Origin of the sequence: Nibrella viscosa, from assembly GCF_039541875.1 — a bacterium.
In the GTDB taxonomy this organism is placed as follows: domain Bacteria; phylum Bacteroidota; class Bacteroidia; order Cytophagales; family Spirosomataceae; genus Nibrella; species Nibrella viscosa.
Map to the genome: position 1 here is coordinate 620,487 of NZ_BAABHB010000002.1, position 17,070 is coordinate 637,556.

A 17,070-nucleotide genomic window follows, 5' to 3' on the forward strand; every position below is an offset into this window, starting at 1 on the left:
AGCTGCCTTTTTCGTTAATGCCCACCCCCGTAAGCCGGCTTGTCCAGGTCGGGTTTGCCGTCGCGGTTGCGGTTGGGGTTCATTTCACGAACGTTTTCGCCGATGCTGTCGCCGGTCATGTATTTATCTTCGTATTCGTTGGGCGGCAGATCGGGAATGTCCTCCTCGGGGAGTTCTGAACCGGGTAAGTCGGCTCCTGACCGATCGGCTAAACCATCAGGCGAGATCGCCTGCTTGGCACGGATGATGTCTTCTTTGTCTTCGTTTTCCTGATTTGCCATAACGTTGTTGGTTTCGTTGTTCTCTATAAAACCGGAAAGGGCCGTTTTGTTTTCGGTTAGAAGCGATAAAGGGCCGTTACCTTCAGATTTTCCTGATCGGGCAGCAGATCTACCTGTTCCATCAGGTACACCTCGCCCCCGTTGCGGAGGGTAAGCAGGGCCACTTTGTCGATCAGCGCTTCATCCTGCGCCTGCTGCTCATCGTGGAGGGTGGCCTGTAGGGTCTGCTCATCGAAATGACCCCAGATCTGAGCGTCCTGCCGCACAAACAGCGTATCGATCCGGCCGGTAACGGCGGCTTCCAGAATGTGTCTAATGTCTTTAGACACCCGGTCGTTGCCGCTGCTGTTCTGGTACTGCGTTACGCGTTTATCGCGGATACCCACAAAGTAATCGCCCAGCAGTTCGTTGGCCATCTGGTGGAGTTCACCGGGCTGCGTATGGTCGAAATTACCGGTTGGGCCGGTTTCGTGCAGGTGCGGATAGGTATTGACCTGCCGGTAGATCGGCTGCAGGTATTCGACCGACGCCACAACCAGCGGCAGGTTGTCGGGTTCCAGAATAGGGCGGAGGCTTTCATCCACCATCCGAAAATAATCGGCCAGCAGGTGATCTTTCTCTTTGTTCACCAGGCTGGCATCGTCGCTGCGGTACACGGCCCCGGCGGTTGCGCGGGCACGGGTGCGTTCCTGCAACTGCTCTTCAAAATCGTAGTACTGCGTCACTTCTTCAATGCCCTCCGGCAGCAGATGACCGGTTTCGACTTCGCGGATAAAAAACTCATCGGCTTTAAAGAGCTTGCAGCCGTTTTTGCCCAGGTGCAGCAGGTGATACTGACGGGGTGGCTGGGCAAACCGCAGCACCGGCCTGATACTAAACCGCTGGCTCACCTCCATGTGTTCCTCAAAAGCAACCGGGCTGTGGAAAAACTCAAAATAATCCTGATTGCGGAAGATGGCCAGCCCTTCGGACTGGTAGCGCCAGAACACCCAGTCGTCGAGTAAGGCTTCAATGGGTTTCAGCAAATCGGCAATCTCATTGCTTTTCAGCCCGCGCTCAGGAAGCAGCAGCCGAAGTTCCTGAATCCGGTTTTTGAGCCGGAGGGTATCGTACCCCTCGTTGACTTCAAAGCCTTTACGATGGGTGGGCAGATAAATAGAGATGCAGTGATGATTGGCCTGGTCGGCCAGTTCCAGAATCTTCTGCTTGTTTAAATCCAGTGTGTTCATAGTGGCATGTTTTTACAGTCAATAGTAACCTCATGCCTTACTAACCGGCTGTTTTGCAATTTGTTGTAAGTAGCTACTGCTGCCGGGGTGGCATGGAGTCTCTGCCATATACAGGTAGGGACCATTTACGGGGTGGGTAAACAGTGTTGGAAAATGCCGGATGAATGCCGAATATTGAGGGCTAAATGTATCACCACCGGGTGCTCCCGGCATTATTTCTCATTCGTCCGATTGCGTCCAATTCGCCTATGAAGAAGCTTGTGTTCAGTGCCGCGCTGTTCCTTTCACTAATCTCGTTCGCGCAGGCCCAGATTACTACGCCCGCTGCCAGCCCGGCGGCTACGGTAGCCCAGACGGTTGGTCTGGCTAAGGTAACGGTCGACTACAGCCGCCCCGCGCTGAAAGGCCGGAAGATGTTTGGTGACCAGGTGCCGTACGGAAAAGTCTGGCGCACCGGTGCCAATATGATTACCAAACTGACCGTTTCCGATGAGGTCATGGTGAACAACCAGAAACTGCCGGCCGGCAGCTATGGGATCTACACCATTCCGAACGCCAATGAGTGGACCATCATCCTCAATAAAGACGCCAATGCGTTTGGCGCGTTCAACTACAAGCCCGAAAACGACGTCATGCGCTTTACGGTGAAGCCGGAGCGGTTGACGTCTCCCGTCGAATACTTTACCATTGCGTTTACCGACTTCAGCCCGACAACGGCCAACCTGGCGCTACAGTGGGAAACTACGCGGGTAACCATTCCGGTGAAGCACGACCCGGACGCCCGCATCATGGCCCAGATTCAGGAGCAGACTGCCAAACCCGAGGCCGGCACCGGAATTTATTTTGCCGCAGCCGACTACTACTACCAGACCAACCGCGACATGAAGCAGGCCCTGGCCTGGGCCAACAAGGTAGTCGACAAAGACAAGCAGTACTGGACGTATTACCTGCGGGCCAAGATTGCCGCCAAAATGGGCGACTGCAAAGCGGCCCGGACCGACGCCCAGCAGGGCCTCGAACTCGCCCAGAAAGCGGGCGATGATGCCTACATCAAGAATCACCAGAAGATTCTGGCCGATTGTAAGATGTAGGGTTTTACCGTCATAAAAAAACAAGATCAAACCTCCTCTTCTTCCTGCGGCAGCATCACTTGTAACTGCCCCGGCAGAATGCGGGCATCCAGGCGTTTGATAAGGCCGCGGTATTCGCCGTCGATCTGGAAATACGCTCGTTTACGGGTTTCGATGGTCAGGGATTTGGCATGAAAGACCTCGATTTTTTTCGGGTCGAAGGGGCGGTAGCGCCAGAACATTTTCAGGAACTCGGGCCAGGAGAACTGGCGGATGATGATTACCTCAAAATACCCGTCGGACACATCACCTTCGGGGTTGATAACGGCCCCGGTGCCGTACATCCGGGCGTTGGCCAGGGCCACCATAAAGGCCTCCCGGCGCATCATGCCCTTTGCGGTCGAAATCTCCACGTTCATGGGCCGTTTCCGTAGCAGCACTCGCAAAACACCCCGGGCGTAGCCCAGCTTACCCCGCCAGTTGTTGTCGTGGTAGTACTTGACCAGTTGGGCGTTCAGACCAATGTCGCTCAGGTGCAGGCACAGGTCTTTGTCGTTCACGCAGATCAGGTCGATGGGCTGGACGCGGCCGTTCACGATCACATTCAGGGCCTCTTCCGCATTGGTCGGCAGGGCGAGGTCGCGGGCCATGCCGTTGGCCGAACCCGCGGGCAAAATGCCCAGGGGAATATTCCGGTTAAGCAGTCGCTCCGCTACCATCTTGACGGTGCCGTCGCCACCCACGGCTACAACCCGGTCGGGCTTATATGTTTCAATTTCCTGCGTGAGCCGGTCCTCGTCGTCCTCACCGTTCAGCATAAGCAGATTCAGCTCGTGCGGCCGGTCTTCGCAATACGTTTTGATTGATTCCTCCCAGCTTTCCTTTGACTGGCCGCCGGATACCGGGTTAATCGCAAACAATAATTTTAACTTCTGGGGGGGCTGCATGTTATCAGCTATGAGTACCAATTGATAAATTCATCAAACTTGTCTGGTCGACAAACAGTAAACAAAGAATGAGCCGGAAAGATACGTGGAAGCAGAAAATCTTAGGCTGGTTACACCTGACCGACCAGCCCGAAATAAAAGTTTACCGGGGCTACGGTCATGCCGATAAGCTGATGGTGCATGGGCATGTGTTTAGTTTAAGCCCATTGCCCCGTAAAAAGTTTAGAAACAATGTGCTGACAAATACCCTGGCCCTGCTGCGGCTATTTATCGTACGGCCCATTCCCAACGCTACCGTGCGGGTATGCTGGGTAGGGCAGGACATTCAGGGACAGGCCGACAAAGATGGCTATTTTAACCTGGAGTGGACCCCCCAAACGCCCATGAATCCCGGCTGGCACGCCATAACGGTGGAGTTGCTGGCGGAAAATACGCCCTATGCCGACGGTCGGAAATGGTTGGACAAGGCACCTGACCGGTGGTCGGCCGACGCGGTCATTGCCCGCTGTATCGGTGCCGTGTATGTACCGCACCCAACGCAGTACGGTTGTATCTCCGACATCGATGATACGTTTCTGATTTCGCACTCGGCCACCAAATTAAAGCGCCTGCAGGTGCTGCTGACGGAAAATGCCCACAGCCGTGACCCGTTCGACGGGGTGGTGGAGCACTACCGGATACTGTCGCATGCGGGAACCATTGTGCAGGCTCCCAATCCCTTCTTTTACGTATCGAGCAGTGAGTGGAACCTGTACGATTACATTCTGGGATTCTCGGAGAAAAACGGCTTACCGTCCGGCATATACCTGCTCAACCAGTTGAAGCGGTTTAGTGAGATTCTGAAAACCGGGCAGAACAAACACGCTACCAAATTTACCCGCATTGCCCGGATTCTGCTGTCGTATCCTAAGCTGAAATTTGTTTTGCTGGGCGACGATACCCAGGAGGACCCCAATATCTACGCGTCTATTGTCTCCCATTTTCCGCACCAGATCTTATGCGTGTATATCCGGCAGGTGAAAGCAGCGCATATCGGGCGAACAAAAGGATTTATGACACAAATTGAAGCCGCCGGTGTGGCCGTCTGCTATTTCAAACACAGTACCGAAGCTATGGAACATACCCGGCGTATTGGTCTGGCCGACGAAATTGTTACATCAAATGCGGCCGCCTTAAGCCCGGTCCGTACGGATTAGTAAAAAATTTCCGATTACTTTGCCTCATCATATTATACTAATCACCATCCCTACACTATGCACATCGGATTTATCGGCCTGGGTAAAATGGGCTTCAACCTTGTTCTGAATTTGCTGCGACATAACCATGAGGTTGTCGGGTACGACATCAACGAAACCTTAGTGACCGACATCAAAGCCGAAGGCGCACAGGGCGTCAATACGCTGGAGGCCCTCTATAACGCCTTGCCGGCTCCCCGCATTCTGTGGCTGATGATCCCGGCCGGGCCGCTGGTAGATAAAGTTATCGAGCAACTGCTGCCTTTTTTGCAGGCTGGTGACATTATCATCGACGGCGGCAACTCCCACTACCAGGACTCCATTCGTCGGTATCAGCAATTAAAAGAACTGGGCGTGGGCTTCATCGACTGCGGCACCAGCGGAGGGACCAGCGGTGCCCTGGAAGGAGCCTGCACCATGATTGGTGGCGACCGGGAGGTTGTCGAAAAAGTAGAGCCGGTGTTTCAGCAGATTTCGGTCGAGAACGGATACCTGCATACGGGACCGGCGGGTAGCGGCCACTTCACCAAAATGGTGCATAACGGCGTCGAATACGGCATGATGCAGGCCATTGCTGAAGGCTTTGAAGTGCTGGAAAAAAGCCAGTTCCCCATTGACCATGAAGCCGTAGCGAAGGTGTGGAACCACGGGTCGGTGGTCCGGAGCTGGCTCATGGAACTGACGCATAGCGCCTTCTCCAAAGACCCCAAACTGGATAGCATCCGGGGCGTAATGCACTCGTCCGGCGAAGGCAAGTGGACGCTGGAAACGGCGCTCGACCTGGGTGTGCCGACGCCCGTAATTGCGCTATCGCTGCTGATGCGTTATCGGTCGCTGCAGGAGGATACCTTCTCGGGTAAAGTGGTGGCCGCCCTGCGGAACGAGTTTGGTGGTCACGCGGTGGAGAAGTCGGTGGATAAGGAGTAGGGGAGAACGGTATTAGGCGATAAAAATTGGTTTTAAACGCAGGTAAGCGATGGATCAGGCAGAAGACATCACCAAAACCTACACCAACGGCGAAATCACCGTAGTCTGGAAACCGGCGGTTTGCATCCACTCAAAGATCTGCTGGACGGGGCTGATTGAGGTATTCAACCCGAAAAAGCGGCCGTGGATCAACATGGATGGAGCAACCACCGAGCGCGTTGCCCAGCAGGTAGACCGTTGCCCTTCGAAGGCGCTTAGCTACTTCCGCAACGACCAGCCCCAGCGTCCCGAGGATATCTCCGCCGAAAGCATTGTGGAAGCGGTGCCGAACGGACCCTTGCTGGTGTACGGTAACCTGCGGGTGAAAGAACCATCCGGTAAAGCGGTTGTCAAAAGCAACGTGACAGCCTTCTGCCGGTGCGGTGGCAGCGGGAACAAACCCTACTGCGACGGTACCCACCAGAAGATTGGATTTAAGAGCGAGTAAAGGCGCTTACTCCGGTTGCTTTTCCGGAAAAGCATTATACCGCCACCCATGCGTCTTACGCCAATGACTGTACCTTCCGGTCTATATGGGGCCTTCCTGCTGACGGCCATCTGTATAGCCGGTTGGGCGCAGGCCCAGCAGCCCCAGGTCACTCCCGCTAAAACGGACTGGAAACTGGTCTGGGCCGATGAATTCAACACCGACGGTCCGCCCGATCCGACAAAATGGACATTTGAGCGGGGATTTGTCCGGAACCGCGAGCTACAGTGGTATCAGCCTGATAACGCCCGCTGCGAAAACGGCCTGCTCATCATTGAAGGCCGGCGCGAACAACGCCCGAACCCCAATTACCAGCCCGGCAGCGACAACTGGAAGACCAGCCGCTTCGCCATTGAGTACACAGCCAGCAGTCTGCTCACGCGAGGGTTGCATAGCTGGCAGTATGGCCGGTTTGAGATGCGGGGGCGTATTGATACCCGATCCGGGTTGTGGCCTGCCTTCTGGACGCTGGGCGTATCGGGCAACTGGCCGGCCAACGGCGAGATCGACATCATGGAATACTACCGGGGCATGCTGCTGGCCAATGTAGCCTGGGGTACTGCCCAGCGGAACAAAGCCGAATGGCGCACCACCAAAACACCCCTTGCTTCTTTCGGCCCCAACTGGTCCAACCAGTTTCACGTCTGGCGCATGGACTGGGATGAAACCGCCATCCGGCTCTACGTGGACGATCAACTGCTAAACACGGTATGGCTCTCGGAAACCATCAATCAGGATGGTACCGGCATCAATCCCTTCCGCCAGCCGCACTACATCCTGCTCAACCTCGCCATTGGTGGCGATAACGGGGGTGACCCGGCTGCTACCCCCTTCCCCAGCCGCTTTGAGGTTGATTACGTGCGGGTGTATCAGTAAAGCGGATTTGCAATCCGCTTTACTGCCGATTGTAAATCCGCTGTACAGAACATTCAGTCTGCGAGACGGTTATAATAGAGGAGGGTGTCAGTGATGGTTTAAGGCAGAGGGGTATGAATGAGGTATTGAGTCCGTTATTTATTTTATCGGCCTTTGAGGTCTGGCTTCAGCAGTACGGCTACGTAGCGGTGTTGATTGGCTCTGTGCTGGAAGGAGAAACCGCTTTGCTTTCAGCTGCGGTTGCCGCTAACCAGGGGTATCTGTCTCTGCCGTTTGTGATTGGGGCGGCTTTTGTGGGCAGCACGCTAACCAGTTTTACCTACTTCTGGCTGGGTCGGTCGGCCGGGCAGCGCTGGCTGGCTAAGCGCCCCTCCTTATTGAAACGCGCTGAACGCGTACACCGGCTGATCGAGCGCAATCCTACCGGTATTTTGCTTGTCTACCACTTTATGTACGGGCTGCGGGCTCTTATTCCGGTCGTTTATGGCATGAGTAAGGTCAGTTCTACTCGTTACCTGCTGCTGGCCACTGTGAGTACTATGCTGTGGGCGGTAGGTATTGGTCTGGCCGGCTACCATTTTGGCGAGGTGATCACGCAGCATTTTGAGGTGATTACGCAGCATATAGGAGTTGTCTTGCTGGGAGTAGCCGTCGTAGCCGTTCTGGTTGGGCTGGCTATCCGGTTTAAGTTGCTGGTCTGGTTAAAAATACGATTTCCCTTCCGTCAGGTCGCCCGATAATAACGCATCGGCATGTTCAGGTTTGGGGTGTTTTTCGGGGTTGGGGTGGATTAAAGGGTGAAATCCGGTCTTTTCGGGTCAGCCACCGCCAGACATCCAGAAACAGGGCCGGATATACCGTTACGCCAACGCTGTAGTACACGCCATTGAAGTTCTGGTTGATGTCGGTTTGAAAAACCGAGTAGCGATACCCGACCTGAGCGCCAAAACCAATCCAGCGGGAGGCCCGCCACTGCCCATAGGCACCCACCTGCACGGGCACAAAGAAATCGCGCCGGGTCCGGTCAATCTGAACATCGCGCTGTAAGTCAAGCGGGAGGGCATAGGCAACTCCTCCGCCAACCTCCACGGGCAGGCTCACCATCCAGTTTTTGTTGTTGGCCAGGTTCCACCAGTACAGCATACTCACAAACCACAGATCGGTACGGGTGTAGTAATCCAGATTGATCCGGCGGGCGGCATCGCGTCGCCAGTCGATCAGCCGCAGGTAAGTTGCATACGCCAGCCAATAATAACCCAGCGTCAGCTGATGGCGTTTGGCACCAAACTCAATGCCGGCATTAACCCCCCAGATATTAACCGGCTGACGTTGCAGGAATGAGTCCCGAAAGTCCAGGTTAAACGCCGGGCTGAGCGGCCGGTGGCGGCCGGCCGGTTGGCCGGAATCAGCAACGGCGATTATGCGCCGGGGTTCCGGCAGAGGCATTGAATCGTTGGCAACAGGCAGCAGAAATGTTGATAAAGCAAGAGCCAGCATATTGGAAAAACCCAAATATAAGGCTATGGTTTTGCGAAAATACGGCTGCCGTGAAAAATGGTAGCCCTACTCAGTTGGCCCGCTCGCGCTCCTCTTCCGAGCCGGTTTTGCGCCGTCCGGCGGCTTTTACGGTCTGACTGCCAAAATTATGCGTATAGCTCAGGCGCACCACCCTGGGTTCGTAAACTACCGCCGTATACGACCGGATGTCCTGCTCCGGAATACTATACGTGCCAATCCGTTTGTTTGTCCAGAACAGATCGCTGATACTCAGGCGGAGCAGGCTGCGCTGTTTGTTGAGCTTTTGCTGCCAGCCCACCGTTACGGAGCCAAACGCCCGGCGCCGGAACAGGCCCATAGTCTGGCTGGGGGTATTGTAAAAAGCGGTCAGTTCGGCGCTGCTTCCCGGCCAGAGTGTAAACGTATGCGTGGTGTTCAATTGGCCGAACAACTGCCCGAACTGTAGCAGGCTACCCTCGTATTGCGTTGAGGCTTGTTGCCAGACCGCCATCACCTGCGTTTGCGATTGCCACCAGCGGACCGGACTCCAGGGCAGCGCAAAGGTGCCCGTTACCGAATGGGTCCGGTCTATGTTGCGGGTGTTGAAAACCTGACGGACTACCTGCGGGTCCGACCGGTCGATCTGCGGCTGGTAGTCAAAAAACTGGTTGCGGTCGAACGAGTAGCGGACCGACAGCAGGTAAGCGTCTTTAAACCGGTAGTTTATTTGAACGGCGTCCGACAGAGTCGGGAGAATTCCCGGGTTGCCGGTTCTCAGGGTAGTAGGCCCGATAAAAATCATGGTTGGCGCCAGCACTTTGTAAGGCGGCCGGGTAATCCGGCGGCTGTAGGATACCTGTAGGCTGCTCTGTTTGGTGAGGTCGCGGGTGAGAAATACGCTGGGAAACAGGTTGGCGTAGCGCCGGTCGACCAGCCGGATGGTTTCGTCCGACAGCAGCAGCGTTCGGGTTGCTTCTCCGCGCAAACCGGCCTGAAGCTGCCATCGGCCGGGCAATTGGCCTTTGACCGATACATAGCCGGCCAGGATGGTCTCCGACATACTGGTGCGCTGGCTGAACAGCGAGTCGTACTGCCAGTTGCCCGATATAAGCCGATGGGTGGTTACCGTATTGCGCAGGGTCAGTACGCTGGCTTTCAGGCCGGCTTCTGCTTTCCAGCCCTTCCGGAGCGGACGGACTATATCAGTCTTGATGACCCACATCCCGAAAGGGGTTTGCTTGCCGATGCTCATCTGAACCGGTAAGGCCATCGGCTCGGGATTACCGGCGGTGTACTCGCTGGTGTACGTAGTGGGTTGATTATTGGTGTAGTGCAGATAATCGGCATCGAGCGTTAGTTCCGTTTTGCCGGTCTGGTAGCGTACGCCCAGGTTTCCCATCAGGTGCTGCCAGTGATTAACTTCGTCGGTCGTTACGGTACTGTTTACCGCTCCGGACGGAAGCACAAACTGGGCGTTGCTCCGGGCGGTCATAGCCCAGCGGCTGTCGAAGCCGGATACCAGCCCGGCAATCGTGAGCCGGGATGTCAGGTTGTAATCAAACCCGCCCCGAACGGTATGGACCGGCAGTACGGCCAGCCGGTTTGCCAGCGTACGGGTCTGGCGTTCGTCGGTTGGCAAATCGTGCCGGAGTTGCCAGTTAAACTGCCATTGCTGCCAGAGACGGTCGAGATTATAGGCGTAATCACCGTAAATGGCCAGTTTGCCGGTTCGGTAGGTAAGCATGCCGGAAGCGAGCATTTTCTCCCGAAACCCATATCCGGCCGAGAAGGTGTAGGTGCCATTAAGACCTTCGTCCGAGTTCTTCTTTAAAATGATGTTGATGAGTCCGGCGTCGCCTTCGGCATCGTAACGCGATGGAGGATTGGCGATCAGTTCAACTTTCTCAATAGCCGATGTGGGTAAGCCGGCCAGTTGCTGTAACAGCGCTTCTTTGGGAATCCGGTTCTGCTTACCGTTAATCATGACCATGACAGTGGCTTTACCATGCAGCGAGAGTTTGTTCTCCTGCCGGTCGAGCGAAACACCCGGTGCCCGCTCCAGTACGTCGAGGGCCGTGCCGCCGGCTGAAACGATGCTGTTCTGCACATTAACCACAAGCCGGTCGGCCTGCTGCTCAAAGAGGGGCTTTTGGGCGCGTACCTTAACATCGTCCAGCGTATACACCTCCGGGGGCATTACCAGCGTTTCGAGCTTCAGGCCGGGTATACCCTCGCTGATGCTGACAGGGGCCGAAACTGTTTTCCGGTACCCCAGGCAGGTGGCTACCACTACGTATTGTCCTTTTTTCACGGATTCAAAGGCAAAAAGACCACTTTCGGTACTAACGGCGCCCTTTACAAACGTGGAGTCGGGCAGGCGGAGCAGAAGAATACCGGCAAACGGCAGGGGTTGGTTTTTCGTGTCGTGCAGTTGGCCGCTCAGCACAGACTGAGCCGTAGTGTTCAGCGTGGCAAACAGCCCCAGGCAGGCAGTTGGTAAAAACAGGTTCATGGCGAAAGAGGAATGGTGGTGAAACGATCAGGTCAAAGTACCTCAACTTTTCACCGGTCCTCAATGGGAATTGCCCCGTTCCGGAAAGGGAAAATACGCTGGATGCCCAGGGGGATTTTGCGTCGGGATTGGTAGATTACCCCGTGTCGGCGTTGGTAAGCAGCAAAAATCCGGGAAGCTTACGGGGTAGCATCAGTAGTAAAGCCGGTAGCCACCCCAATTTGTCGGGCAGTCTCTACGGCTTTCTTTCGACCCGGGCCTCATTCCTACTGGCTGAACCCAGGGCTCTTTTGCCTTTAAAGCCAGCCGAAGCGCTCGACCAGCCGGTCGCGGTGGCTGCGGGAGACCGGTATGCTTTGCCCGTTGTTCATCACCACACAGCTACCCTCACCCCAATCTGGCAGGGCAATGCGGTCGGGCAGGTGTTTGGCCGGGGGTGGGTTTGAGCAAATAATCGACCACGCTATCCCGAAAGGATTTTACAACCGGCCCGGCGAGGGCTTCGTATAAACCAATCCGTTAAAGAGTGTTCAGATAGCTACCTGATACCAATAGAGGTATGGTCAGACAGACAGGGCACTTGTCCAGCCGGCCATGCCCTTTTTAATGAAGGTTAAATTTTTGGTAATCAGTTGTTTATGTTACTTCTTTTTCTAACTTAATTCCTCTATTACAAGCACTTAAATTTTTCCTGTATGCTACTTTCTACTCCTCGGCGGAGCTGGATTTCGCTATGGAATCAGCCGTCGCCTGGCAGACTATTCGCGCTGCTTTTCGGTTTGTTATGGATCGGGGCAAATCCGGCCGTCGGGCAAGCCAAGCTCTACGGCTTAACCTCAGAAGGCGGAACCAGTAATAAGGGGGTCATTATTGCGTATGACCCCGCCAACGGAAATTCCACCAGGCTATATGATTTTAACGGGACGGATGGAGCAAACCCGAACGGGTCGTTAACCGAGTATAACAACAAACTCTACGGGATGACCTTCAGTGGAGGGGCTAATGGAGTTGGTGTGCTGTTCAGTTATGATCCGGTAACCGGCACTTACCTCAAACTGCGGGACTTTACCGGCACCTCCGGCAGTACGCCTGGTGCCAATCCCCATGGGTCGCTGACGGTATACGGTAATAAACTCTATGGGATGACCCGACTCGGAGGTGCTTCAGATGCCGGGGTTCTGTTTAGTTATGATCCGGCCAATGATGTTTATAGTCCGCTTACGTACTTTACGTTTAATCAGGTGGTGAATGGGGTTCTTCAGGGTGATGGAACCAATCCACGGGGGTCGCTCACACTGTATAACAACCAGCTTTACGGCATGACGTTCGGCGGTGGCAACAGCAGCAATTCCGGGGTTTTGTTTTCCTATGATCCAGAGAATGGTAATTATACCAGGCTGCACACTTTTTCCGGCAACGATGGGTTTAATCCTACTAATTCAGTAACAGTATATAACGATAAAATCTACGGCATGACCAATGGCGGAGGCAGCAATAATGCCGGAACGTTATTTGTGTATGATCCGGCCACCAGCAGCTTTTCGACGCTCTACAATTTCAACAATAGTAGTACAGGTGGGTTTCCTTACGGGCAACTGACCGTGTATAATAACCTGCTTTATGGCCTGACGTCACAGGGAGGGGGTGGTTTCGGGGTATTATTCTCTTTTAATCCCGCCGACAATACCTATTCGGGGCTCCGGACATTTACAAATTTGAATTCAAATGGAACTACTCCTTCAGGCTCACTGACCCTGTACAATAATCTGCTTTACGGGATGAATCAGGAAGACGGAAGTTTTGGTAAGGGAACAGCTTTTTCTTTCAATCCCTCCAACAATGCATATACCAGAATTATTGACTTTGCCGGGGCGTCAAATGGGGGCAGGCCCCTATACGGGCAGTTTTTAGTGTTCAACGCGTGCGCCCTATCCGCCACGGCTACTGTCTCCTCCGGTACGGCCTGCGTGGGCTCTGCCGTCAGCCTGTCGGCGGTTGTTACAGGGAACAGTGGGTCACCCGGTTTTGCCTGGCAGGGGCCCGGCAGCGTCAATCTGAGCCAACCGGCTACTACGTCGGCGGTAAGTGCCACGCTTTCGCAAAGCGGGGTGCAAACGTTTACCGTCACCGTGACCTCGGGTGGGTGTTCAACCAGTGCCGCCGTAAGCGTTACGGCCAGTATGCCACCTTCACCGACAGTCACCAATACCCCGGCCCAGCTAACGGCCTGCGAAGGAACAGCGGTTAGTCTGTCGGCCACGGCCGCGTCGGGGCAGGTCGAGTTCAGCACCGATGCCGGCTTCAGCAACCCTACCGTGGGGAGCCCTGTCTCTACACCTGCGTCGGCGGGTAGTTACGTCTACTACGTACGGACCATCGATCAGGGCTGCGTCAGTCCGGCCGTTTCGGTGACGGCCACCGTTTATGCCAACCCGGTCCTATCCCTGACAAACAACGGTCCGCTGACCTGCGCACAAACGAGTGTGACCCTCACGGCCACCGCCGGTTTGGCCGCCTACAGTTTTAGTGCCGGAGCTACTCCCGTTTCCGGCATGCCTAATCAGGCAACTGTATCCACCCCCGGCCTCTATTCGGTAACGGCTACTAACAGTGCGGGGTGTATAACCGGTACCACCACGTCGGTAACTAGTAATACCGCTGCTCCAACCGCCAGTCTGGCTAAGAGCGGTGATCTGAGCTGTACCACACCGTCTGTAGTATTGACTGCCTCGCCGGCAGATGCTGCCGGTTATGTCTTTGCCGGTCCCGGAGTAGTAGCCCAGAACCCCACCAGTAACACGGCCAGCGTGAACCAGCCCGGCACGTATACCGTCACTGTGACAGCCAACAACAATTGTTCTGCTTCGGCAACAGTGACCATTGGTGGCAGCACATCGGTGGCTGCTCCACAAATCACAACGCAACCGGCCTCGGCTTCTTCCGTATGTGCCGGAACGAACGTCAGCACCGGCGTCACCGCTACCGGAACCAACCTGCAATACCAATGGTACAAAGATGGCCATGCGCTACCTGGTCAGATAGCGGCTACGCTGTCGCTGACCGATGTTCAACCGGGCGATGCCGGTTCTTACTCCTGTGTGGTAACCAGTCTGTGCGGTTCTGCCAGCCTGAGTGTGACATCGGGAAGCTTTGCGCTTAGTGTTAAGCCCGCAACCGCTATTACTAATCCGCTGCCTGGTAGTGTTACAACCTGCATCGGTTCACCGTATACGGTGGCCGTTGGTGCCGTTGGGAGCAATCTGCAATACCAGTGGTTCAAAGACGGCAAACGGATTACGGGCCAGACTACTGCTACCCTCACCATCGCCGGTGTGCAGGCCAGAGACGCGGGAACCTATAGCTGCTCCATTACCGGCGATTGTAGCTCGTCTGCACTGTCGACAACGATGGTGCTCTCAACGGCTCAGCCGACCGCCATTACCACGCAGCCACCCGGTGGTTTGGCGGTTTGTCCGGGTGGCACAGCCACGGCTACGGTAAAGGCCACGGGTACCAGTCTCCAGTACCAATGGTATATGAATGGAATGCTGGTACAAGGTCAGACAACCGCCACATTAAATTTGGTAAATGTGCAGGCTGCTGACGCGGGTAGCTACTCCTGTGTGGTAAGCGGCTTCTGCGGCAATGTAACCTCTACCGCCTTTGTGCTTACGGTTAATCCCGCTACGGCTATCCTCACCCAGCCGGCCAGTGCGTCTGTGGTAGGGCCGGGGTCAACGGTAGTTGTGTCGGTATCTGCCACTGGTAGTAATGTGAAATACCAGTGGTACAAGGATGGCAGCAAAATTGGGGGACAAACCAGCACTACCCTGAAACTCAGCAATGTGAAGGTAAGTGCCAGCGGTAGTTACTCCTGTGTAGTAACGGGCGACTGCGGCAGTGTCACCTCTACCGCCTTTGCCCTCACGGTAAGCAATAGCGCTCCGGTGGTTATGGCTGATCCAACTCCTGCCCGAATTGGTATCTCTTACGCGGAAGTATCGGCACCGTTGCAGATAGAGGTATACCCCAACCCGGCCACCACCAGTTCGGTGTCGGTGCAGATACAGGGAGCGGCTCAGAAGCCGGTGCGGTTGCAATTGCTGGATACAAAAGGCAGAATCGTGTCGGAACAGATGCTGGAAGTGCAAAGCCAACAGCATACCGAGCGGCTGGATATTGGTAATGTGCCGGCTGGTCTGCTGCTGTTGCGGGTGAGTACACCGGAGCAGAGTCAGACGAAGAAGATAATCAAGCCGTAGCTTGTTTCGGAGCCGGAAAGGAGAGCCGGTAGCAGGTGTTTTGCACGCCACCGGTGCTCCTGTTTCTGGTTATAGCCCGCGTATAGTATGCGTTCACAGCTCTGAGATATAAAGGGTGCCGATGATCTGAAAAAGCCTAATTGGTTTTAAATAATTATGCTAGCCATTTAGGCTTGCCCCTACAGGGCAGCGAGCAGCGCACAAATCGGCAGGTGCTATAAACCGCTGACCCCTCCGGGGTATCAAAAGATATTTAAGCAGGTGCTATAAATCGCTGACCCCTCCGGGGTAGCAAAAGATATTTAAGTACCCCGGAGGGGTCAGCGGTTTATAGTTATGTCACCGTTCGCGAATATACCACTGCCCTGTAGGGGCAAGCCTAAATGGCTCGCACAATTATATTCTTAAAACCAATTAGGCTTTGTTTCAAAATCGGCGTCGGTGATTCCTGACTGCCCTAGGAGAACGCGAGAAGTCCCGAACGGTATCGCGTTGCGGTACAGGTGATCGATCAGCAAGCGAATTGCTTTTTGCTGTTTGTTGGTGAGAAAATTCTGTCAGGGTAACTGCCCATTGGTCAACAGCCGATTCAGTTCGGCCAGGGGGACACATGTACCCATCGATGTACGCTGTAGTAAGGTGCCGCCGTAAAGCACATAACTATTGGCGGGCGTGTTACCGCTCAACCGGTTCCAGTACTGAAGCTGATCGAAATAGTCCGGGTTCAGCGTCATGCCAGATTTGACTTCCAGGGGCAGTAAGCCGGTGTCGGTCTCCAGGAGCAAATCAATTTCGCGGCCGGTTTTATCCTGCCAGTAGTAACAGGGAGCCGGCTGTCCCCGGTTGTAATAGTGCTTGAGAACTTCACTGACTACCGGCGGCAGCAGATACACCACGTAACTGGCTTCCAGCACCGATAGCCAGGCTTTGGCGGTATTGACGGCTACATATAATACAATCCGGACAAATTTGCAATCCGATTGCAAATTTGTCCGGATTTGTACTGTTCTCTGGGTGCAGCATCAGTAAACGCCGTATTCAATACGGGTCAGCAAATCATCTACTTCTTTAATACCTGCTTCATTCACCAGCAACTCAACCGGTAATTATCTTAACCGGATAAAGCTTGAATTTGCTATCATCCGAAATGACCGGCCATGAGTGAGCAATGGCCTGTGCAATGATGAGTCGGTCGAAGGGATCACCATGATGCATTGGCAGTGTATACAAAATGCGAAGGTCTGCTGGTTCAATATCCAAAAACTGGAATCCCTGTTTGGGAAGCTCGTCTAAAAAAGCATCGAATGATACCTCTAAATCCAGTTTGCCCAGGGACGATTTAATGGTAATCTCCCACAAACTGGCTTTGCTGATGTAAGGTATATTTTGAGGATCACGAATTAATGTACGGACAACAGGATCAAGGCGGCTATCGCCTTTAGCATACCAAAGCAGCACATGTGTATCAATCAGTACGGGATTGGTCACGGCATATAGTCAGAAAACTCGGACAAGGGTTCATTGAAATCGTCGTCAATGCGCTTGATCATATCTTTAGCAAAGCCAAACTCTGGTGTTTCGGCTATTTTGACGCTGTCGGGTTTGTGGAGCCGAATCACATTTAAAGCCTCTAAATCTTCAAGGAGCCGATACGCTTTGCTGTTTATAATTTCGACTGTGACGGTTTCCATAGCTCTTACTTTATTAA

The 17,070-nt window shown here is 54.4% G+C and carries 16 protein-coding genes; 8 read left to right on the forward strand and 8 right to left on the reverse strand.

Annotated features, from left to right (window positions below):
* Nucleotides 1-14 precede the first annotated feature (14 nt).
* Nucleotides 15-281: a hypothetical protein gene (locus ABD931_RS07155; RefSeq protein WP_345265412.1), complete on the reverse strand. Its 267-nt coding sequence runs from the start codon at nucleotides 279-281 to the stop codon at nucleotides 15-17.
* A 56-nt stretch (nucleotides 282-337) separates the two neighbouring features.
* A complete protein-coding gene (locus ABD931_RS07160) occupies nucleotides 338-1,510 on the reverse strand; it encodes a baeRF7 domain-containing protein (RefSeq protein ID WP_345265414.1) in 1,173 nt (390 codons plus the stop codon).
* A 248-nt stretch (nucleotides 1,511-1,758) separates the two neighbouring features.
* On the opposite strand from ABD931_RS07160, the gene ABD931_RS07165 reads away from it, so the two are divergent.
* Nucleotides 1,759-2,601 carry a DUF2911 domain-containing protein gene (locus ABD931_RS07165; RefSeq protein ID WP_345265416.1) on the forward strand — a complete coding sequence of 281 codons (843 nt, stop codon included), beginning with the start codon at nucleotides 1,759-1,761 and terminating at the stop codon, nucleotides 2,599-2,601.
* Between the two features lie 26 nt (nucleotides 2,602-2,627).
* On the opposite strand, the gene ABD931_RS07170 is transcribed toward ABD931_RS07165, so the two are convergent.
* On the reverse strand, nucleotides 2,628-3,527 hold the full coding sequence (locus ABD931_RS07170; protein WP_345265417.1) for a diacylglycerol/lipid kinase family protein: 900 nt from the start codon (nucleotides 3,525-3,527) through the stop codon (nucleotides 2,628-2,630).
* A gap of 68 nt (nucleotides 3,528-3,595) precedes the next feature.
* Between ABD931_RS07170 and ABD931_RS07175 the strand changes: the two genes are divergently transcribed.
* The 5 genes from ABD931_RS07175 to ABD931_RS07195 all read left to right on the forward strand — a co-directional run bounded on the left by ABD931_RS07175 (nucleotide 3,596) and on the right by ABD931_RS07195 (nucleotide 7,831).
* The gene (locus ABD931_RS07175) at nucleotides 3,596-4,723 is read left to right on the forward strand and encodes an App1 family protein phosphatidate phosphatase (protein ID WP_345265419.1); all 1,128 of its coding nucleotides are present in this window, start codon (nucleotides 3,596-3,598) and stop codon (nucleotides 4,721-4,723) included.
* Nucleotides 4,724-4,780: 57 nt separating this feature from the next.
* The gene (gene gnd / locus ABD931_RS07180) at nucleotides 4,781-5,689 is read left to right on the forward strand and encodes a phosphogluconate dehydrogenase (NAD(+)-dependent, decarboxylating) (RefSeq protein ID WP_345265421.1); all 909 of its coding nucleotides are present in this window, start codon (nucleotides 4,781-4,783) and stop codon (nucleotides 5,687-5,689) included.
* Between the two features lie 49 nt (nucleotides 5,690-5,738).
* Nucleotides 5,739-6,176 carry a (4Fe-4S)-binding protein gene (locus ABD931_RS07185; RefSeq protein WP_345265423.1) on the forward strand — a complete coding sequence of 146 codons (438 nt, stop codon included), beginning with the start codon at nucleotides 5,739-5,741 and terminating at the stop codon, nucleotides 6,174-6,176.
* Nucleotides 6,177-6,239: 63 nt separating this feature from the next.
* Complete coding sequence (locus tag ABD931_RS07190; RefSeq protein WP_345265425.1) at nucleotides 6,240-7,091, forward strand: glycoside hydrolase family 16 protein; 852 nt, start codon at nucleotides 6,240-6,242, stop codon at nucleotides 7,089-7,091.
* Nucleotides 7,092-7,204: 113 nt separating this feature from the next.
* Nucleotides 7,205-7,831: a DedA family protein gene (locus tag ABD931_RS07195; protein ID WP_345265427.1), complete on the forward strand. Its 627-nt coding sequence runs from the start codon at nucleotides 7,205-7,207 to the stop codon at nucleotides 7,829-7,831.
* A 16-nt stretch (nucleotides 7,832-7,847) separates the two neighbouring features.
* Here ABD931_RS07195 and ABD931_RS07200 read toward each other — a convergent pair whose 3' ends face one another.
* Complete coding sequence (locus tag ABD931_RS07200) at nucleotides 7,848-8,588, reverse strand: hypothetical protein (RefSeq protein WP_345265429.1); 741 nt, start codon at nucleotides 8,586-8,588, stop codon at nucleotides 7,848-7,850.
* Nucleotides 8,589-8,658: 70 nt separating this feature from the next.
* Complete coding sequence (locus ABD931_RS07205; protein WP_345265431.1) at nucleotides 8,659-11,100, reverse strand: outer membrane beta-barrel protein; 2,442 nt, start codon at nucleotides 11,098-11,100, stop codon at nucleotides 8,659-8,661.
* A gap of 290 nt (nucleotides 11,101-11,390) precedes the next feature.
* Here ABD931_RS07205 and ABD931_RS07210 point away from each other — a divergent pair, with 290 nt between their 5' ends.
* Both ABD931_RS07210 and ABD931_RS07215 read left to right on the forward strand, forming a co-directional pair.
* On the forward strand, nucleotides 11,391-11,546 hold the full coding sequence (locus ABD931_RS07210; protein WP_345265433.1) for a hypothetical protein: 156 nt from the start codon (nucleotides 11,391-11,393) through the stop codon (nucleotides 11,544-11,546).
* A 249-nt stretch (nucleotides 11,547-11,795) separates the two neighbouring features.
* Nucleotides 11,796-15,362 carry a choice-of-anchor tandem repeat GloVer-containing protein gene (locus ABD931_RS07215; protein WP_345265435.1) on the forward strand — a complete coding sequence of 1,189 codons (3,567 nt, stop codon included), beginning with the start codon at nucleotides 11,796-11,798 and terminating at the stop codon, nucleotides 15,360-15,362.
* 557 nt (nucleotides 15,363-15,919) lie between these two features.
* Here the strand turns inward: ABD931_RS07215 and ABD931_RS07220 are convergent.
* The 3 genes from ABD931_RS07220 to ABD931_RS07230 form a co-directional block, all read right to left on the reverse strand.
* A complete protein-coding gene (locus ABD931_RS07220; RefSeq protein WP_345265437.1) occupies nucleotides 15,920-16,348 on the reverse strand; it encodes a DUF4143 domain-containing protein in 429 nt (142 codons plus the stop codon).
* Nucleotides 16,349-16,457: 109 nt separating this feature from the next.
* Nucleotides 16,458-16,850 carry a type II toxin-antitoxin system VapC family toxin gene (locus ABD931_RS07225; RefSeq protein ID WP_345265439.1) on the reverse strand — a complete coding sequence of 131 codons (393 nt, stop codon included), beginning with the start codon at nucleotides 16,848-16,850 and terminating at the stop codon, nucleotides 16,458-16,460.
* Nucleotides 16,847-17,053 (reverse strand): hypothetical protein, encoded by a 207-nt coding sequence (locus tag ABD931_RS07230; protein ID WP_345265441.1) that lies wholly within the window; start codon nucleotides 17,051-17,053, stop codon nucleotides 16,847-16,849. Before ABD931_RS07230 ends, ABD931_RS07225 begins: the two co-directional genes overlap by 4 nt.
* Between the last annotated feature and the right edge of the window lie 17 nt (nucleotides 17,054-17,070).

What these genes read in the sequence shown, in the direction of transcription:
- ABD931_RS07200 (WP_345265429.1), bottom strand. Translation starts at nt 8,588, where the DNA reads ATGCTGGCTCTTGCTTTATCAACATTTCTGCTGCCTGTTGCCAACGAT.
- ABD931_RS07195 (WP_345265427.1), top strand. Translation starts at nt 7,205, where the DNA reads ATGAATGAGGTATTGAGTCCGTTATTTATTTTATCGGCCTTTGAGGTC.
- ABD931_RS07160 (WP_345265414.1), bottom strand. Translation starts at nt 1,510, where the DNA reads ATGAACACACTGGATTTAAACAAGCAGAAGATTCTGGAACTGGCCGAC.
- gnd (WP_345265421.1), top strand. Translation starts at nt 4,781, where the DNA reads ATGCACATCGGATTTATCGGCCTGGGTAAAATGGGCTTCAACCTTGTT.
- ABD931_RS07170 (WP_345265417.1), bottom strand. Translation starts at nt 3,527, where the DNA reads ATGCAGCCCCCCCAGAAGTTAAAATTATTGTTTGCGATTAACCCGGTA.
- ABD931_RS07185 (WP_345265423.1), top strand. Translation starts at nt 5,739, where the DNA reads ATGGATCAGGCAGAAGACATCACCAAAACCTACACCAACGGCGAAATC.
- ABD931_RS07230 (WP_345265441.1), bottom strand. Translation starts at nt 17,053, where the DNA reads ATGGAAACCGTCACAGTCGAAATTATAAACAGCAAAGCGTATCGGCTC.
- ABD931_RS07155 (WP_345265412.1), bottom strand. Translation starts at nt 281, where the DNA reads ATGGCAAATCAGGAAAACGAAGACAAAGAAGACATCATCCGTGCCAAG.
- ABD931_RS07190 (WP_345265425.1), top strand. Translation starts at nt 6,240, where the DNA reads ATGACTGTACCTTCCGGTCTATATGGGGCCTTCCTGCTGACGGCCATC.
- ABD931_RS07205 (WP_345265431.1), bottom strand. Translation starts at nt 11,100, where the DNA reads ATGAACCTGTTTTTACCAACTGCCTGCCTGGGGCTGTTTGCCACGCTG.
- ABD931_RS07165 (WP_345265416.1), top strand. Translation starts at nt 1,759, where the DNA reads ATGAAGAAGCTTGTGTTCAGTGCCGCGCTGTTCCTTTCACTAATCTCG.
- ABD931_RS07215 (WP_345265435.1), top strand. Translation starts at nt 11,796, where the DNA reads ATGCTACTTTCTACTCCTCGGCGGAGCTGGATTTCGCTATGGAATCAG.
- ABD931_RS07175 (WP_345265419.1), top strand. Translation starts at nt 3,596, where the DNA reads ATGAGCCGGAAAGATACGTGGAAGCAGAAAATCTTAGGCTGGTTACAC.